General features: G+C 65.1%; 10 protein-coding genes and 3 rRNA genes. All 13 read left to right on the top strand.

What is annotated here, in order from left to right:
* The first annotated feature begins 15 nt into the window (after positions 1-15).
* Positions 16-1,041, top strand: a complete 1,026-nt coding sequence (gene ilvC / locus DEI96_RS11415) for a ketol-acid reductoisomerase (protein ID WP_027466530.1) — start codon at positions 16-18, stop codon at positions 1,039-1,041.
* Positions 1,042-1,250: 209 nt separating this feature from the next.
* Positions 1,251-2,441 carry a mannitol-1-phosphate 5-dehydrogenase gene (locus DEI96_RS11410; RefSeq protein WP_071405813.1) on the top strand — a complete coding sequence of 397 codons (1,191 nt, stop codon included), beginning with the start codon at positions 1,251-1,253 and terminating at the stop codon, positions 2,439-2,441.
* 59 nt (positions 2,442-2,500) lie between these two features.
* The gene (locus tag DEI96_RS11405) at positions 2,501-2,965 is read left to right on the top strand and encodes a hypothetical protein (protein ID WP_111047588.1); all 465 of its coding nucleotides are present in this window, start codon (positions 2,501-2,503) and stop codon (positions 2,963-2,965) included.
* Positions 2,962-3,345, top strand: coding sequence for a hypothetical protein (locus tag DEI96_RS11400; RefSeq protein WP_146246945.1), 384 nt, complete (start codon positions 2,962-2,964; stop codon positions 3,343-3,345). The genes DEI96_RS11405 and DEI96_RS11400 overlap by 4 nt, the downstream gene beginning before the upstream one ends.
* 157 nt (positions 3,346-3,502) lie before the next feature.
* Positions 3,503-5,092, top strand: a complete 1,590-nt coding sequence (gene serA, locus DEI96_RS11395) for a phosphoglycerate dehydrogenase (RefSeq protein ID WP_056070972.1) — start codon at positions 3,503-3,505, stop codon at positions 5,090-5,092.
* Between the two features lie 13 nt (positions 5,093-5,105).
* Positions 5,106-6,179 (top strand): 3-isopropylmalate dehydrogenase, encoded by a 1,074-nt coding sequence (locus DEI96_RS11390; RefSeq protein WP_110862911.1) that lies wholly within the window; start codon positions 5,106-5,108, stop codon positions 6,177-6,179.
* A 15-nt stretch (positions 6,180-6,194) separates the two neighbouring features.
* The gene (locus DEI96_RS11385; protein WP_111024381.1) at positions 6,195-7,304 is read left to right on the top strand and encodes a branched-chain amino acid aminotransferase; all 1,110 of its coding nucleotides are present in this window, start codon (positions 6,195-6,197) and stop codon (positions 7,302-7,304) included.
* Between the two features lie 30 nt (positions 7,305-7,334).
* Entirely contained in the window at positions 7,335-8,105 is a 771-nt protein-coding gene (locus DEI96_RS11380) for a fumarylacetoacetate hydrolase family protein (RefSeq protein WP_027466538.1), read from the top strand.
* A gap of 520 nt (positions 8,106-8,625) precedes the next feature.
* Positions 8,626-10,147, top strand: a 16S ribosomal RNA gene (locus DEI96_RS11375).
* 432 nt (positions 10,148-10,579) lie between these two features.
* Positions 10,580-13,708 (top strand): 23S ribosomal RNA (locus DEI96_RS11370).
* 157 nt (positions 13,709-13,865) lie between these two features.
* Positions 13,866-13,982: ribosomal RNA gene (gene rrf, locus DEI96_RS11365) — 5S ribosomal RNA — on the top strand.
* The 16S, 23S and 5S rRNA genes sit together here, the layout of an rRNA operon.
* A gap of 115 nt (positions 13,983-14,097) precedes the next feature.
* A complete protein-coding gene (gene gltX / locus DEI96_RS11360) occupies positions 14,098-15,585 on the top strand; it encodes a glutamate--tRNA ligase (RefSeq protein WP_111025025.1) in 1,488 nt (495 codons plus the stop codon).
* Positions 15,586-15,591: 6 nt separating this feature from the next.
* The gene (locus DEI96_RS11355) at positions 15,592-16,650 is read left to right on the top strand and encodes an NAD(P)/FAD-dependent oxidoreductase (RefSeq protein WP_111025026.1); all 1,059 of its coding nucleotides are present in this window, start codon (positions 15,592-15,594) and stop codon (positions 16,648-16,650) included.
* The last annotated feature ends 7 nt before the right edge of the window (positions 16,651-16,657 follow it).

Below are 16,657 nucleotides of genomic sequence, written 5' to 3'. Positions count from 1 at the left end.
AGGAGACACACCCTCGTGACTGACATCGTGTACGACGCCGACGCCGACCTGACGCTCATCCAGGGCAAGAAGGTCGCCGTCATCGGCTACGGCTCGCAGGGCCACGCCCACGCCCTCAACCTCCGTGACTCGGGTGTCGAGGTGAAGATCGGCCTGCAGGAGGGCTCGAAGAGCCGGCAGAAGGCCGAAGAGGCGGGCTTCGAGGTCCACACCCCGGGCGACGCCACCGCCTGGGCCGACGTCGTCGTCATCCTCGCGCCGGACCAGGTCCAGCGCATCGTCTACGCCGAGGACATCCGCCCGAACCTCAAGCCGGGCGCGACGCTCGTCTTCGGCCACGGCTTCAACATCCGCTTCGGCTACATCGAGGCGCCCGAGGGCGTCGACGTGTCGCTCGTCGCGCCGAAGGGCCCGGGGCACACCGTCCGCCGGGAGTACGAGGCCGGCCGTGGCGTCCCCGTGATCGTCGCCGTCGAGGTCGACGCGTCCGGTTCCGCCTGGGACCTCGCGTGGTCGTACTCCAAGGCCATCGGTGGCCTCCGCTCCGGCGGCATCAAGACGACCTTCACCGAGGAGACCGAGACCGACCTGTTCGGCGAGCAGGCCGTCCTCTGCGGTGGCACCTCGCAGCTCATCCAGTACGGCTTCGAGACCCTGGTCGAGGCGGGCTACCAGCCGCAGATCGCCTACTTCGAGGTCCTGCACGAGCTCAAGCTCATCGTCGACCTCATCTGGGAGGGCGGCCTCACCAAGCAGCGCTGGTCGATCTCCGACACCGCCGAGTTCGGTGACTACGTCTCCGGCCCGCGCGTGATCTCGCCGGACGTCAAGGAGAACATGAAGGCGGTGCTCGCGGACATCCAGAACGGTGCCTTCGCGAAGCGCTTCATCGAGGACCAGGACGCCGGCGCTCCGGAGTTCAAGGCGCTCCGTGCCAAGGGCGAGGGCCACCCGATCGAGGCCACCGGCCGTGAGCTCCGCGCGCTCTTCGCGTGGAAGCAGAACGACGGCGACTACGTGGACGGCTCGGCCGCGCGGTAGTCTTCCGAGGACCACTCGACGTCGAGGCGGCGGTGCACCTGCACCGCCGCCTCGCGATGTGACCCGAACGTTATGCAGCAGCTCTTCTCCAGCCCCGACGCCGCGGACCGGCGTCCCTCCGCCGTGCGCGCGCACGATTCCCGACACCCGTCGGCCGTGGTGCGCACCCGCGGTCAGGACCGCCCCGACCAGCATGGGATGATCGTCGGATGGCGGTGACGAAGCGAGCGGTCCACATCGGCGCCGGCAAGATCGGGCGCGGGTTCGTGGGCCAGTTCCTCGTGGCGAGCGGCTACGAGCTCACCTTCGTCGACGTCGACGAACGCGTGGTCTCGGCCCTGAACGAAGCCGGCCGGTTCGTGGTGCACGAGGTCGGCGAGATGCCGGTCGAGCACCTCGTCTACGGGTTCCGTGCGCTCAGCAGCAAGACCGACCGTGAGCGTGTGGTGCAGGCCATCGCCGAGGCCGACGTCGTGACCACCGCCGTGGGCGCACGCACGCTCCCGCTCGTCGCGCCGCTCATCGCCGAAGGGCTCGCGGCACGCCCGCTCGAGCGCGGTGACGTCACGATCGTCGCCTGCGAGAACGCGTTCAACGCGACCGATTCCCTGCACGCCAGCATCCGCCGCGCCCCGATCCTCGAAGACCGCGACATCGCCGCCGTCTTCGCGAACTGCGCGATCGACCGCATCGTCCCGGACCAGTCCGGGGTGCTCGGTCAGTCCGGCGGCCTCGACGTCGTGCTCGAACCGTTCTACGAGTGGGTCATCGAGCGCACCCCGTTCCTCGGCTCCGACGCCGAACCGCCGACGATCGAGGGCGTCACCTGGGTCGACGACCTGCAGCCGTTCGTCGAGCGCAAGCTCTACACGGTCAACACGGCGCACGCCACCGCGGCCTACCACGGCTACGTGCGGGGAATCCGGCTCATCCGCGAAGCACTCGAGGACGACGCCGTCCGCGCCGAGGTCGACGGGGTGCTGGCCGAGACCACCGCACTGCTGATCGCGAAGCACGGCTTCGACCCCGAGGACCACGCGCGCTACGTCGCCGCGAACCTCTCCCGCATCGCGAACCCGCACCTGCCGGACTCCACCGCGCGCGTCGGCCGCAACCCGCTCCGCAAGCTCGGCCGTCGTGAACGCTTCGTCGGCCCGGCGTCGCAGCTGGCCGAGCGCGGCCTGCCCGTCGAGCACCTGCTCGGTGCCGTCCGCGTGGCGCTCGCGTTCGACGACGAGAACGACCCGGAGTCGATCGAGCTGCACGCACTCCTGCGTTCCGGGGCGACCGCGCACGCGCTGACCGAGATCCTCACGGGCCTGATGGAGAGCCACCCGCTCTTCCCGGCCGTCCGCGACGTCGTCGCCGAGGTCCTCGCGACGCAGCCGGCCGACGTCTGACCTCGGCCTCCCGGCCGTCGCTGGTCCTCCCGGTGTCGTGTCCCTCGTAGAATCGGGGCATGACCACGGCAGCATCCCCACCAGACGGGTCGATCGACCCGGACGTGCCGAACGCCGTCGACACCGACGACGCCGCTCTCAGTTGGGGTGACGCCGACGACGCCACCCACGTCGACGCGGCGCACAACCCGGTGGCGGTGCGCGAGCGCGGCGAGCGGGACCCCGAGGCGCCCGAGACCTCCGGCGCGCTCGTCGGGTTCGGTGTCTTCGGGGGCCTCTACCTCCTCTACACTGTGGCCTGGCTCCTCACCGCGTCGACCGCGTACGTCTCCGGCGTCGACACGGTCCTCACGCTCTTCGTCGAGGTACTCCGCTTCCTGGCGATCCTCGCGCCGGCACTCTGGTTCACGGTGGTGCTGTGGGCGGCGCGCAGCAGCCGCACGCGGACCCGTCTGCTCTGGATGCTCCTCGGTGCCGTCGTGCTCTTCCCCTGGCCGTTCCTCCTGACGCGGAGCTTCGGGTGACCGGGGCAGTGCCGGCGACGACCCGCCGGAGCAGCGCCCCCGTGGTCGCGAAGATCGTGGTCTGGGTCGTGTTCGCGGCGCTGTTCGCGTACATGACGGTGCAGGCCGTCGGCAACCTCACGCAGATCAACCAGCGGGTGGACGCCTTCAACGCGTTCCTCCAGACGACCTCGGGCGGCGACTCGCTGCAGACCAGCACCCCGTGGCTGTGGCTCGTGCTCGACATCCTCATCGCGCCGGTCGCGTTCGTCGCGGCGATCGTCATCACCCGAAGTTCGAGCCTGCCCGTCACGATCGCGGTGTTCGTGGTCGCCTTCGCGGGCGCCGGCGCCCTCTGGCTCGACCTCCAGCTGTTCGTCCCGACGCTGCTGGACTTCTGACGCGACCCGCCGACGGCCAGGAGGCGCGGTGCGGCCCCGCCCCGCGCCTCCCGGCCGTCGTGTGGTTCTCCACAGGACCGCTCCCGCGGTCGTAACCACCGGCCCGCGTCGATAGCATGGTGGGATACCAACCGTCTCGAGTGAGGAAACAGCTGCTGTGTCGAAGCCGGTCGTCCTGATCGCCGAAGAACTCTCGCCCGCAACGGTCGACGCCCTCGGGCCCGACTTCGAGATCCGGAACGTGGACGGCACCGACCGTCCGGCGCTCCTGGCGGCGCTGTCCGACGCGCACGCCGTCCTCGTGCGGTCCGCCACCAAGATCGACGCCGAGGCGATCGCCGCGGCACCGGTCCTCAAGGTCGTCGCCCGTGCCGGCGTCGGCCTCGACAACGTCGACATCAAGGCCGCGACGACCGCCGGCGTGATGGTGGTGAACGCCCCGACCTCGAACATCATCTCGGCGGCGGAGCTCACGGTCGGGCACATCCTGTCGCTCGCGCGGCACATCCCGGCCGCCCACGCCTCGCTGGCCGCCGGTGCGTGGAAGCGCTCGTCGTACACCGGTGTCGAGCTCTACGAGAAGACCGTCGGCATCATCGGCCTCGGCCGCATCGGCGCCCTCATCACCCAGCGACTGCAGGCCTTCGGCGTGACGGTCATCGCGTACGACCCGTACGTCACCACGGCACGTGCGCAGCAGCTCGGGGTCGAGCTCGTCTCCCTCGACGACCTGCTGCGTCGGGCGGACTTCACCACGATCCACATGCCGAGGACGCCGGAGACCCTCGGCATGATCTCGGACGCCCAGTTCGCCCTGATGAAGCCGACCGCGTTCGTCGTGAACGTGGCCCGCGGTGGCCTGATCGACGAGGACGCCCTGCACCGGGCCCTCACGTCGAACACCATCGCCGGCGCCGGCCTCGACGTCTTCGTCGCCGAGCCCCCGAAGGACTCGCCGCTCCTGGCGCTCCCGAACGTCGTCGTGACGCCGCACCTCGGCGCCTCCACCGACGAAGCGCAGGAGAAAGCAGGCGTCTCGGTCGCCAAGTCGGTCCGTCTCGCCCTCGGCGGCGAGCTCGTGCCCGACGCGGTCAACGTCGCCGGCGGGGTCATCGACCCGTACGTGCGCCCCGGCATCCCGCTCGTCGAGAAGCTCGGCCAGGTCTTCACCGCCCTCGCGACCTCACCGGTCACGAGCATCGACGTCGAGGTGCACGGCGAACTCGCCGAGTACGACGTCAGCGTGCTGAAGCTCGCGGCGCTCAAGGGCGTCTTCACCGACGTCGTGAGCGACCAGGTCTCCTACGTCAACGCTCCGCTCATCGCCGAGCAGCGCGGGGTCACCGTCCGCCTCATCACCGAGACCGACAGCCCCGAGTACCGCAACGTGCTGACGATCCGCGGTGCCCAGTCGGACGGCCCGGCGATCAGCGTCTCCGGCACGCTCACCGGCCCGAAGCAGGTCGAGAAGCTCGTCGAGATCAACGGGCACGACGTCGAGGTGCCGCTCGACCGGCACCACGTGGTCATGGAGTACACCGACCGTCCGGGCATCGTCGCGGTCTACGGCAAGGAGTTCGGCCAGGCCGGCATCAACATCGCCGCGATGCAGATCTCCCGCGAAGCCGCCGGTGGCCAGGCACTGAGCGTCCTGACCGTCGACTCGCCGGTCCCGGCCGAGATCCTCGAGCACGTCCGCTCGGCGATCGACGCGTCCTCGCTCCGCGAGATCGACATCACGCTCTAGGGGAGTGGCGGACATGAGCAGCGCGCAGACGATCCGACTCGCGGTCATCCGTGGGGACGGCATCGGCCCCGAGGTCGTCGACGAGGCCCTGAAGGTCCTGCACGCGGTCCTGCCGGATGACCTCGTGGTGCAGGAGACCCCGTTCTCCCTCGGTGCCGCACGGTACCTGGAGACCGGCGACGTCCTGACCGACGACGACATGGCGGCGATCGCGCAGCACGACGCGATCCTGCTCGGTGCTGTCGGCGGTGACCCGCGTGACCCGCGGCTCGCCGGCGGCATCATCGAGCGCGGGCTGCTCCTCAAGCTCCGCTTCGCGTTCGACCACTACGTGAACCTCCGGCCGACGACGGTGCACCCGGCCGTCCCGACGCCGCTCGCCGACCCCGGCGAGGTCGACTTCGTGGTCGTCCGCGAAGGCACCGAGGGCCCCTACGTCGGCAACGGCGGTGCCATCCGGACCGGTACCCCGCACGAGATCGCGACCGAGGTCTCGTTGAACACCGCCTTCGGTGTCGAACGGGTCGTGCGGTACGCCTTCGCGCTGGCGGACCGACGCCCGCGTCGGCACCTGACCCTCGTGCACAAGAGCAACGTCCTTGTGCACGCCGGAGCCCTCTGGCAGCGCACCGTCGCGGCCGTCGGCGCCGAGTACCCGGACGTCACGGTCGACTACCAGCACGTGGACGCGGTCACCATCCACATGGTCCGCGACCCCGCACGGTTCGACGTCATCGTCACCGACAACCTGTTCGGCGACATCATCACCGACCTGGCCGGCGCGATCAGCGGCGGCATCGGTCTGGCGGCCTCGGGCAACATCAACCCGGACGGCACCTTCCCCAGCATGTTCGAGCCGGTCCACGGTTCCGCGCCGGACATCGCAGGTCAGCAGCTGGCCGACCCCACCGCCGCGATCCGTTCCGTCGCCCTGTTGCTCGACCACCTCGGTCGCGGTGACCTGGCGGCCGCGGTGACAGCTGCGGTGGAGTCCGACCTCGCCGACCGGGGCACCACGCCGCGTCGCACGGCCGAGATCGGCGACGCGATCGCCGCCGCGGCCACGGCACGCACCACCACCGCCTGAGAAGGAGTCCTCCCCATGAGCACCGACACCGCCTTCGGACTCGAGTTCGCCAGCACCCCGTCCGCCGACCGCCGCGCGGCCGCCGAGCGTGAGCAGATCCTCGCCGACCCGGGCTTCGGCAAGCACTTCACCGACCACATGGCGACGGTCGAGTGGACGCTCGACGACGGCTGGCACAGTGCGTCGATCCACCCCTACGGGCCGCTGTCCCTCGACCCGAGCGCGAGCGTCCTGCACTACGCCCAGGAGATCTTCGAGGGACTCAAGGCCTATCGGCACGCGGACGGCTCGGTGTGGTCGTTCCGGCCGGACGCCAACGCCCGACGCTTCCAGCGGTCCGCCCGACGCCTGGCGCTCCCGGAGCTCCCGGTCGAGGCGTTCGTCGAGTCGATCCGGCAGCTCGTGCAGACCGACGTCGACTGGGTGCCCTCGGCACCCGAGACCAGCCTGTACCTGCGGCCGTTCATGATCGCGACGGAGTCGTTCCTCGGGGTCCGCGCGGCACAGGCCGTCGCGTACCACTGCATCGCGAGCCCCGCCGGTGCGTACTTCACCTCGGGCCCGAAGCCGGTGTCGATCTGGCTGTCGACGCAGTACGCGCGCGCTGGCAAGGGCGGGACCGGTGCGGCGAAGACCGGCGGCAACTACGCCTCGTCGCTGCTGCCCCAGCAAGAGGCCTACGAGCACGGCTGCCAGCAGGTGATGTTCCTCGACTCGGTGGAGGGCAAGTACCTCGAAGAGCTCGGCGGGATGAACGTCGTCCTGGTCAAGTCCGACGGCACCCTCGTCACGCCCGACTCCGACTCGATCCTCGAGGGGATCACGCGTGACTCGATCCTGCAGTTGGCCGAGGACCGCGGCCTGACCGTCGAGAAGCGCCGCGTGACCCTCGACGAGTGGCGGGACGGCGTCGCCGACGGCTCGATCACCGAGGCCTTCGCGTGCGGAACCGCCGCCGTGGTGACCCCGATCGCCGAACTCCGGGGTGACGGGTTCACGATCGGTTCGCCGACCGTGGGGGCCGGGGAACTCACGATGTCCCTGCGCGATGAACTCACCGACATCCAGTACGGCCGTCGTCCCGACCCGCACGGGTGGATGACCAAGCTGACTGCCGCGTCCTGATCGACCGGCGGGCGTGGGTAGGGTCGAACGGTGAAGATCGCACGGTTCAGCAGCAAGGGTGAAGACCCCCGGTACGGCATCCTCGACGAGCGCGCTCTGGTGGTGCTCGCGGGGGACCCGATGTACCAGGGGTTCGAGACCACGGGGGAGCGCGTGGCACTCGCCGACGCCAAGCTCCTCGCCCCCGTCATCCCGCGGTCGAAGGTCATCGGCGTCGGGCTCAACTACTCGGAGCACGCCTCCGAGATGGACGAGCGTGCCGGCGACGACCCGGTGGTGTTCCTCAAGCCGAACACCTCGGTGATCGGTCCGGACGAGCCCATCCGCCTCCCCGCCGACATCGGACGCGTCGACCACGAGGGCGAACTCGCCATCGTGATCGGCTCACTCGCGAAGAACGTCCGACGTGAAGACTTCGCGAGCGTCATCCTCGGCTACACGATCGCCAACGACGTGACCGCCCGAGACCTGCAGGCTCGCGACGGTCAGTGGACCCGGGCAAAGGGCTTCGACACCTTCTGCCCGCTCGGCCCCGTGATCGAGACCGAGATCGACCCGTCGGACATCCGCATCGAGACCCGCGTCGACGGTGACCTCCGGCAGGCGGCCTCGACGAACGAGATGGTGCACGACATCCCGTCGCTCGTCGAGTTCGTGTCCTCGATCTGGACCCTCCTGCCCGGTGACGTCATCCTGACCGGGACTCCGGCCGGTGTCGGGCAGATCCGCGACGGCGAGATCGTCGAGGTCACCATCTCCGGCATCGGTTCGCTCAAGAACCCGGTCATCGCGCGGCACTGACAGCGCTCCCGAACGGCCCGTTCCCCCTGGTGGGGAGCGGGCCGTTCGTCGTTGCCGGGGGAGTACCCCAACAGCGGCGCAGAGGGCGACACGCCCGGGATGTGGGCCGGCTTGGCGCTGCCGTTCACCTCTGCGTAAAGTAATCACTCGTTGCCGCTGAGGCGGAGAACGGAACGGCCGAGACGATCACCGGGTTGAACACCTGGAGATGCAGTCCGGACGGGGTCCCGCTCAGGCAACCAACTCCTCGGAAACACGACCTCTGGTTGTGCGCCCAGGATGTTGTGCAAGACGAATGCCTCTCTGGCGGAACCTTTCGGGGTCGAGCGGGGAGTGCGTCTGGTCCTTGAGAACTCAACAGCGTGCACATTGTCAATGCCAATTTATTGATTGACCTCGTGCCTGGTCGGCTTGCTGACCGGGTCATGAAGCAATTCCTTTTGGATTGAAGATTGTCAGTAGACAGTCAACAGTCAGAATCAACTCGGTCTGATGCCTTCGGGTGTTGGGTCTGTATTTTTTTACGGAGAGTTTGATCCTGGCTCAGGACGAACGCTGGCGGCGTGCTTAACACATGCAAGTCGAACGATGATGCCCAGCTTGCTGGGTGGATTAGTGGCGAACGGGTGAGTAACACGTGAGTAACCTGCCCCTGACTCTGGGATAAGCGTTGGAAACGACGTCTAATACTGGATATGATCACTGGCCGCATGGTCTGGTGGTGGAAAGATTTTTTGGTTGGGGATGGACTCGCGGCCTATCAGCTTGTTGGTGAGGTAATGGCTCACCAAGGCGACGACGGGTAGCCGGCCTGAGAGGGTGACCGGCCACACTGGGACTGAGACACGGCCCAGACTCCTACGGGAGGCAGCAGTGGGGAATATTGCACAATGGGCGAAAGCCTGATGCAGCAACGCCGCGTGAGGGATGACGGCCTTCGGGTTGTAAACCTCTTTTAGTAGGGAAGAAGCGAAAGTGACGGTACCTGCAGAAAAAGCACCGGCTAACTACGTGCCAGCAGCCGCGGTAATACGTAGGGTGCAAGCGTTGTCCGGAATTATTGGGCGTAAAGAGCTCGTAGGCGGTTTGTCGCGTCTGCTGTGAAATCCCGAGGCTCAACCTCGGGCTTGCAGTGGGTACGGGCAGACTAGAGTGCGGTAGGGGAGATTGGAATTCCTGGTGTAGCGGTGGAATGCGCAGATATCAGGAGGAACACCGATGGCGAAGGCAGATCTCTGGGCCGTAACTGACGCTGAGGAGCGAAAGCATGGGGAGCGAACAGGATTAGATACCCTGGTAGTCCATGCCGTAAACGTTGGGCGCTAGATGTAGGGACCTTTCCACGGTTTCTGTGTCGTAGCTAACGCATTAAGCGCCCCGCCTGGGGAGTACGGCCGCAAGGCTAAAACTCAAAGGAATTGACGGGGGCCCGCACAAGCGGCGGAGCATGCGGATTAATTCGATGCAACGCGAAGAACCTTACCAAGGCTTGACATACACCGGAAACGGCCAGAGATGGTCGCCCCCTTGTGGTCGGTGTACAGGTGGTGCATGGTTGTCGTCAGCTCGTGTCGTGAGATGTTGGGTTAAGTCCCGCAACGAGCGCAACCCTCGTTCTATGTTGCCAGCGGGTTATGCCGGGGACTCATAGGAGACTGCCGGGGTCAACTCGGAGGAAGGTGGGGATGACGTCAAATCATCATGCCCCTTATGTCTTGGGCTTCACGCATGCTACAATGGCCGGTACAAAGGGCTGCGATACCGTAAGGTGGAGCGAATCCCAAAAAGCCGGTCTCAGTTCGGATTGAGGTCTGCAACTCGACCTCATGAAGTCGGAGTCGCTAGTAATCGCAGATCAGCAACGCTGCGGTGAATACGTTCCCGGGCCTTGTACACACCGCCCGTCAAGTCATGAAAGTCGGTAACACCCGAAGCCGGTGGCCTAACCCTTGTGGAAGGAGCCGTCGAAGGTGGGATCGGTGATTAGGACTAAGTCGTAACAAGGTAGCCGTACCGGAAGGTGCGGCTGGATCACCTCCTTTCTAAGGAGCATCTGGTCAGTGCTGGTCGCCCATCATGGGTGGTTGGTTGCTGGTCCAGGCGCCTGTTTCGGACCGAACGTGTCCGACGGGTAGCTCATGGGTGGAACATTGACAGTGCAGTTGGGAGTGATGCTTCCGACCTCAGTACGCTCTGCTTGCAGGGTTGGGACGGGTCGGGGTGGAGCTGCCAGCTGGTGCACGTTGTTGGGTCCTGAGGGACCAGGCTTCCTGCTGCTACGTGAGTGGTGGTGGGGGTTGGGCCTACGGGTCCTTCGTCGGGCCAGGGTGAACCTACTGTTGTGGTGGGGGAGTGCTGGTGCCGATCGTATGTTGAGAACTACACAGTGGACGCGAGCATCTTTGATTCGCGTCATCCATGATCAGCCTTCGGGTTGTTGAGTGGTGACGTTGGATCGCAATTTTAATCTTTGTGGTCAAGTTTCTAAGAGCAAACGGTGGATGCCTTGGCATCTGGAGCCGATGAAGGACGTAGAAATCTGCGATAAGCCTCGGGGAGCTGATAATCGAGCCTCGATCCGAGGATTTCCGAATGGGGAAACCCCGCCAGGCGCTTTTGCGACCTGGTGACTCCCGCCTGAATATATAGGGCGGGTAGAGGGAACGTGGGGAAGTGAAACATCTCAGTACCCACAGGAAGAGAAAACAACATGTGATTCCGTGAGTAGTGGCGAGCGAAAGCGGATGAGGCTAAACCGATCATGTGTGATAGCCGGCGGGCGTTGCATGGTCGGGGTTGTGGGACACGTCACTCAGTTCTGCCGGACTGGGACGGTTACAGCGCATCATAGTCGAACCGGTTTGAAAGCCGGGCCGTAGTGGGTGCCAGCCCCGTAGACGAAATGGTGTTATGGCCGGATGTGTATCCCAAGTAGCACGGGGCCCGAGAAATCCCGTGTGAATCTGTCAGGACCACCTGATAAGCCTAAATACTCCCAGATGACCGATAGCGGACAAGTACCGTGAGGGAAAGGTGAAAAGTACCCCGGGAGGGGAGTGAAATAGTACCTGAAACCGTTTGCTTACAAACCGTCGGAGCCTCCTTAGTAGGGGTGACGGCGTGCCTTTTGAAGAATGAGCCTGCGAGTTAGTGATATGTGGCGAGGTTAACCCGTGAGGGGCAGCCGTAGCGAAAGCGAGTCTGAATAGGGCGTTTGAGTCGCATGTTCTAGACCCGAAGCGAAGTGATCTATCCATGGCCAGGTTGAAGCGACGGTAAGACGTCGTGGAGGACCGAACCCACTTCAGTTGAAAATGGAGGGGATGAGCTGTGGATAGGGGTGAAAGGCCAATCAAACTTCGTGATAGCTGGTTCTCTCCGAAATGCATTTAGGTGCAGCGTTGCGTGTTTCTCGCCGGAGGTAGAGCTACTGGATGGCCGATGGGCCTCAACAGGTTACTGACGTCAGCCAAACTCCGAATGCCGGTGAGTGAGAGCGCAGCAGTGAGACGGTGGGGGATAAGCTTCATCGTCGAGAGGGAAACAACCCAGACTACCAACTAAGGTCCCTAAGCGTGTGCTAAGTGGGAAAGGATGTGGAGTTGCACAGACAACCAGGAGGTTGGCTTAGAAGCAGCCACCCTTGAAAGAGTGCGTAATAGCTCACTGGTCAAGTGATTCCGCGCCGACAATGTAACGGGGCTCAAGCACACCACCGAAGTTGTAGATTTCGCACTATAGACAAGCCTTCGTGGTTCAGTCGTGCGGAGTGGTAGGAGAGCGTCGTGTGGCGAGTGAAGCGGCGGAGTGATCCAGCCGTGGACGCTACACGAGTGAGAATGCAGGCATGAGTAGCGAAAGACGGGTGAGAAACCCGTCCTCCGAAAGACCAAGGGTTCCAGGGCCAGGTTAATCCGCCCTGGGTAAGTCGGGACCTAAGGCGAGGCCGACAGGCGTAGTCGATGGACAACGGGTTGATATTCCCGTACCGGCGAACAACCGCCCAAGCTAATCCAGTGGTGCTAAGAGTCCTAACCCGGTACAACCGGATCCCTTCGGGGTGATGGTGGCCGGTCTAACGCTCGACCCCATGCTGGTGCGGTTAGCGTATGAACAGGTGTGACGCAGGAAGGTAGCTGAGCCAGGCGATGGTATCCGTAAGGTGAACCTGGTGTAAGGATGTAGGGCTGACGATAGGCAAATCCGTCGTCTGTATGCCTGAGATCCGACGCGTACCCGTAAGGGGAAATCAGTGATCCTATGCTGCCGAGAAAAGCATCGACGCGAGGTTGCAGCCGCCCGTACCCGAAACCGACTCAGGTGGTCAGGTAGAGAATACCAAGGAGATCGAGAGAATCGTGGTTAAGGAACTCGGCAAAATGCCCCCGTAACTTCGGGAGAAGGGGGGCCGGACACGTGACCGGATTTACTCCGTGAGCGTTGAAGGCCGCAGAGACCAGTGGGAAGCGACTGTTTACTAAAAACACAGGTCCGTGCGAAGTCGCAAGACGATGTATACGGACTGACGCCTGCCCGGTGCTGGAAGGTTAAGAGGAAGGGTTAGCCTTTGGGCGAAGCTCTGAATTTAAGCCCCAGTAAACGGCGGTGGTAACTATAACCATCCTAAGGTAGCGAAATTCCTTGTCGGGTAAGTTCCGACCTGCACGAATGGCGTAACGACTTCCCAGCTGTCTCAACCGCGAACTCGGCGAAATTGCACTACGAGTAAAGATGCTCGTTACGCGCAGCAGGACGGAAAGACCCCGTGACCTTTACTACAGTTTGGTATTGGTGTTCGGAGTGGCTTGTGTAGGATAGGTGGGAGACTGTGAAGCGGGCACGCTAGTGTTCGTGGAGTCATTGTTGAAATACCACTCTGGTCACTTTGGATGTCTAACGTAGGACCCTGATCGGGTTCATGGACAGTGCCTGATGGGTAGTTTAACTGGGGCGGTTGCCTCCCAAAGAGTAACGGAGGCGCCCAAAGGTTCCCTCAACCTGGTTGGCAATCAGGTGGCGAGTGTAAGTGCACAAGGGAGCTTGACTGTGAGACTGACAGGTCGAGCAGGGACGAAAGTCGGGACTAGTGATCCGGCAGTGGCTTGTGGAAGCGCTGTCGCTCAACGGATAAAAGGTACCTCGGGGATAACAGGCTGATCTTGCCCAAGAGTCCATATCGACGGCATGGTTTGGCACCTCGATGTCGGCTCGTCGCATCCTGGGGCTGGAGTAGGTCCCAAGGGTTGGGCTGTTCGCCCATTAAAGCGGTACGCGAGCTGGGTTTAGAACGTCGTGAGACAGTTCGGTCCCTATCCGCTGCGCGCGTTGGAAATTTGAGAAGATCTATCCCTAGTACGAGAGGACCGGGATGGACGAACCTCTGGTGTGTCAGTTGTTCTGCCAAGGGCACCGCTGATTAGCTACGTTCGGACCGGATAACCGCTGAAAGCATCTAAGCGGGAAGCCGTCTTCGAGATGAGATTTCCATGCACCTTGAGTGTGAGAGGCTCCCAGCAGACTACTGGGTTGATAGGCCGGATGTGGAAGCGGGGACTAACGACCCGTGGAGCTGACCGGTACTAATAAGCCGAAGACTTGATAACACACTGATTTCCGTGCACTTGTTGCACGGGCTCGCGTCCACTTTGTGGTTCCCGACAGACGATCGGGAATCGAGACTGAATACACCGCTCTGCCCTCTTCACGGAGGGTGGTAGTCGGGACAGCTTTGAGACCAATGTATTATCTGGTCGAGAGTGTTCCGGTGGTCATAGCGAGAGGGAAACGCCCGGTCACATTCCGAACCCGGAAGCTAAGCCTCTCAGCGCCGATGGTACTGCAAGGGGGACCTTGTGGGAGAGTAGGACGCCGCCGGACTTAACGTAGTAACACCAGGGAACCCCTGACCATTCGTGGTCAGGGGTTTTCTGCGTTTCCCGCCCGTCCACAGGGCAGGTGGCATGGACAGACGCCGCGGTAGGGTTGTCGGGTCATGACTGCGCCATTCACCACTGCCTCCGGCTCCGACATCCGCGTCCGCTTCTGCCCGAGCCCGACGGGGACCCCGCACGTGGGGCTCATCCGCACCGCGCTCTTCAACTGGGCCTACGCCCGCCACACCGGCGGCAAGCTCGTGTTCCGCATCGAGGACACCGACGCCGCCCGCGACAGCGAAGAGTCGTACGCGCAGATCCTCGACGCGCTCCGCTGGCTGCGGCTCGACTGGGACGAAGGCGTGGACGCCGGCGGCGAGCACGGACCGTACCGGCAGTCCGAGCGAACCGCGATCTACGACGACGTGATCGCGAAGCTCAAGGCGTCGGGTCACATCTACGAGTCCTTCGTCACGCCGGACGAGATGGAGGCCCGCAACAAGGCCGCCGGGCGTGACCCCAAGCAGGGCTACGACAACCACGAGCGTGACCTGACCGATGCCGAACGCCAGGCCTTCCGCGACGAGGGCCGCGAGCCGGCACTCCGGCTGCGGGTGCCCGATCGTGACCTGAGCTTCGACGACCTGGTGCGCGGCGAGATCACCTTCAAGCAGGGCACGTTCCCCGACTTCGTGGTGGTCCGCCCGAACGGCACGCCGCTGTACACGTTCACGAACCCGGTCGACGACGCCCTGATGGGCATCACGCACGTGCTCCGGGGCGAGGACCTGCTGTCGTCGACCCCGCGCCAGATCGCCCTGTACGAGGCGCTGTACGAGATCGGCCTCGCGCCCTCCATCCCCGTGTTCGGACACCTCCCGTACGTGATGGGGGAGGGCAACAAGAAGCTCTCGAAGCGTGACCCCGAGTCGAACCTGTTCCACCACCGCGCCGCCGGCATGATCCCGGAGGGGCTCGTCAACTACCTGGCGCTGCTCGGCTGGTCGATCGGCCCCGACCGCGACGTGTTCTCGATCGACGAGATGGTCGCGGCGTTCGACGTCACCGACGTGAACCCGAATCCGGCCCGCTTCGACCACAAGAAGGCCGAGGCGATCAACGGGGACCACATCCGTCTGCTGGCGCCGGAGGACTTCCGGTCGCGCCTGCTGCCGTACCTGTCGGAGTTCATCAGCGACCCGGCGACACCGGAGCAGCTCGAGGTCCTGACCAAGGCGGCTCCGCTCGTGCAGGAGCGCATGCAGCTGCTCGGCGAGGCACCGGCGATGCTCGGCTTCCTGTTCACCTCCGACGCCGACCTCGTGGTCGAGGACGACGCGCTGGCCTCGCTCAAGGGCGACACGGCGACGGTCCTGAACGCGAGCACCGCCGCGCTCGAGGGTGTCCAGGACTGGACCACCGAGGCCATCGAGGGTGCGCTCCGTTCGGCCCTCATCGACGAGCTCGGCCTGAAGCCCCGCGTCGCCTTCGGCCCGCTGCGCGTGGCAGTGTCCGGGCGTCGCATCAGTCCGCCATTGTTCGAGTCGATGGAGATCCTGGGCAAGGAGTCCACCCTGACTCGGCTCCGCGCCCTCGCGGCGCGCTGACCGACCGTGAGCAGCACGGAGCACGCCGACCAGGTCGTGCACGACGTCGCGGTCATCGGCGCCGGGCCGGCCGGGCTGAGCGCTGCGCTCAACCTGGTCCGGGCGAAGCGGACCGTGCTGCTCGTCGACGCGAACCGACCCCGGAACGCCGCGACGCTGCGGTCGCACGGGTTCCTGACGCGCGATGGCATCTCGCCGCTCGAACTCCGCAAGCTCGGGCGGACCGAGGTCGAGCGGTACCCGGAGGCGACGGTCGTGCAGTCCGTCGTCGACCTGGTGACCCCGGACCCCGACACGGACACCTGGCGGGTGCACGGTTCGTGGCGGGGCACCGAGCTCGAGGCCCGGGCCCGGACGGTCGTCGTGGCGACGGGGTTGCGTGAGGAGTTCCCGGCGCTGCCGATGCTGCGTGCGTTCTACGGCACCGCGGTGCACAGCTGCGTCGAGTGCGATGCGTACGACAAGGCCGGGCAGCCGCTCGCGTTCATCTGCGAGACCGACGACGTCGTCGACCGCGCACTGCTCATCGCCGCGTGGACCGACGACCTGATCGTCTACACGAACGGCGTGGCACCGCTCGACGACGCCGGCCGCGCTCGACTGGCGGCCGCGGGGGTCGTCGTGGACGAGCGGGTCGTCGAGGACCTCGAGGGCGATCGCACCGGGATGACCGGTGTCCGGCTCGCCGACGGCCACGTCGAGCCACGGGCCGGCGGGTTCGTCCGACCCGTGTGGCACGCCGACCTCGACTGGCTGCGCACCAGCGCCACCACGAGTCCGAGCGCAACGAGCGCCACCACGAGTCCGAGCGCAACGAGCGGGAACACGGCCGCGAACGACGACACGCCCGAGGCGCTCGACGGGCTCCAGCGCGACACGCAGGGACTCCTCGTGGTCGACCGGGTGGGCCGGACGTCCGTCCCGGGGCTCTACGCCGTGGGAGACGTCACACCTCCCGGGCCGGAGCAGCTCATCGTCGCCGCCGGACACGGAGCCGCGACCGCCGCCGCCGTGCACCGAGACCTGGTGGGTGGTCTTGCGGACCTCCGGGATGCTGTACAGTAGTTGATCG

The sequence above is a fragment of the Curtobacterium sp. MCLR17_031 genome (assembly GCF_003234775.2).
In the GTDB taxonomy this organism is placed as follows: domain Bacteria; phylum Actinomycetota; class Actinomycetes; order Actinomycetales; family Microbacteriaceae; genus Curtobacterium; species Curtobacterium flaccumfaciens.
The sequence above is the reverse complement of the archived record's forward strand: the minus strand, read 5'-3'. Positions and strand labels throughout refer to the sequence as shown.

Coding starts and splice junctions, on each gene's coding strand:
- DEI96_RS11410 (WP_071405813.1), top strand. CDS start 1,251: ATGGCGGTGACGAAGCGAGCGGTCCACATCGGCGCCGGCAAGATCGGG.
- DEI96_RS11405 (WP_111047588.1), top strand. CDS start 2,501: ATGACCACGGCAGCATCCCCACCAGACGGGTCGATCGACCCGGACGTG.
- DEI96_RS11390 (WP_110862911.1), top strand. CDS start 5,106: ATGAGCAGCGCGCAGACGATCCGACTCGCGGTCATCCGTGGGGACGGC.
- DEI96_RS11385 (WP_111024381.1), top strand. CDS start 6,195: ATGAGCACCGACACCGCCTTCGGACTCGAGTTCGCCAGCACCCCGTCC.
- gltX (WP_111025025.1), top strand. CDS start 14,098: ATGACTGCGCCATTCACCACTGCCTCCGGCTCCGACATCCGCGTCCGC.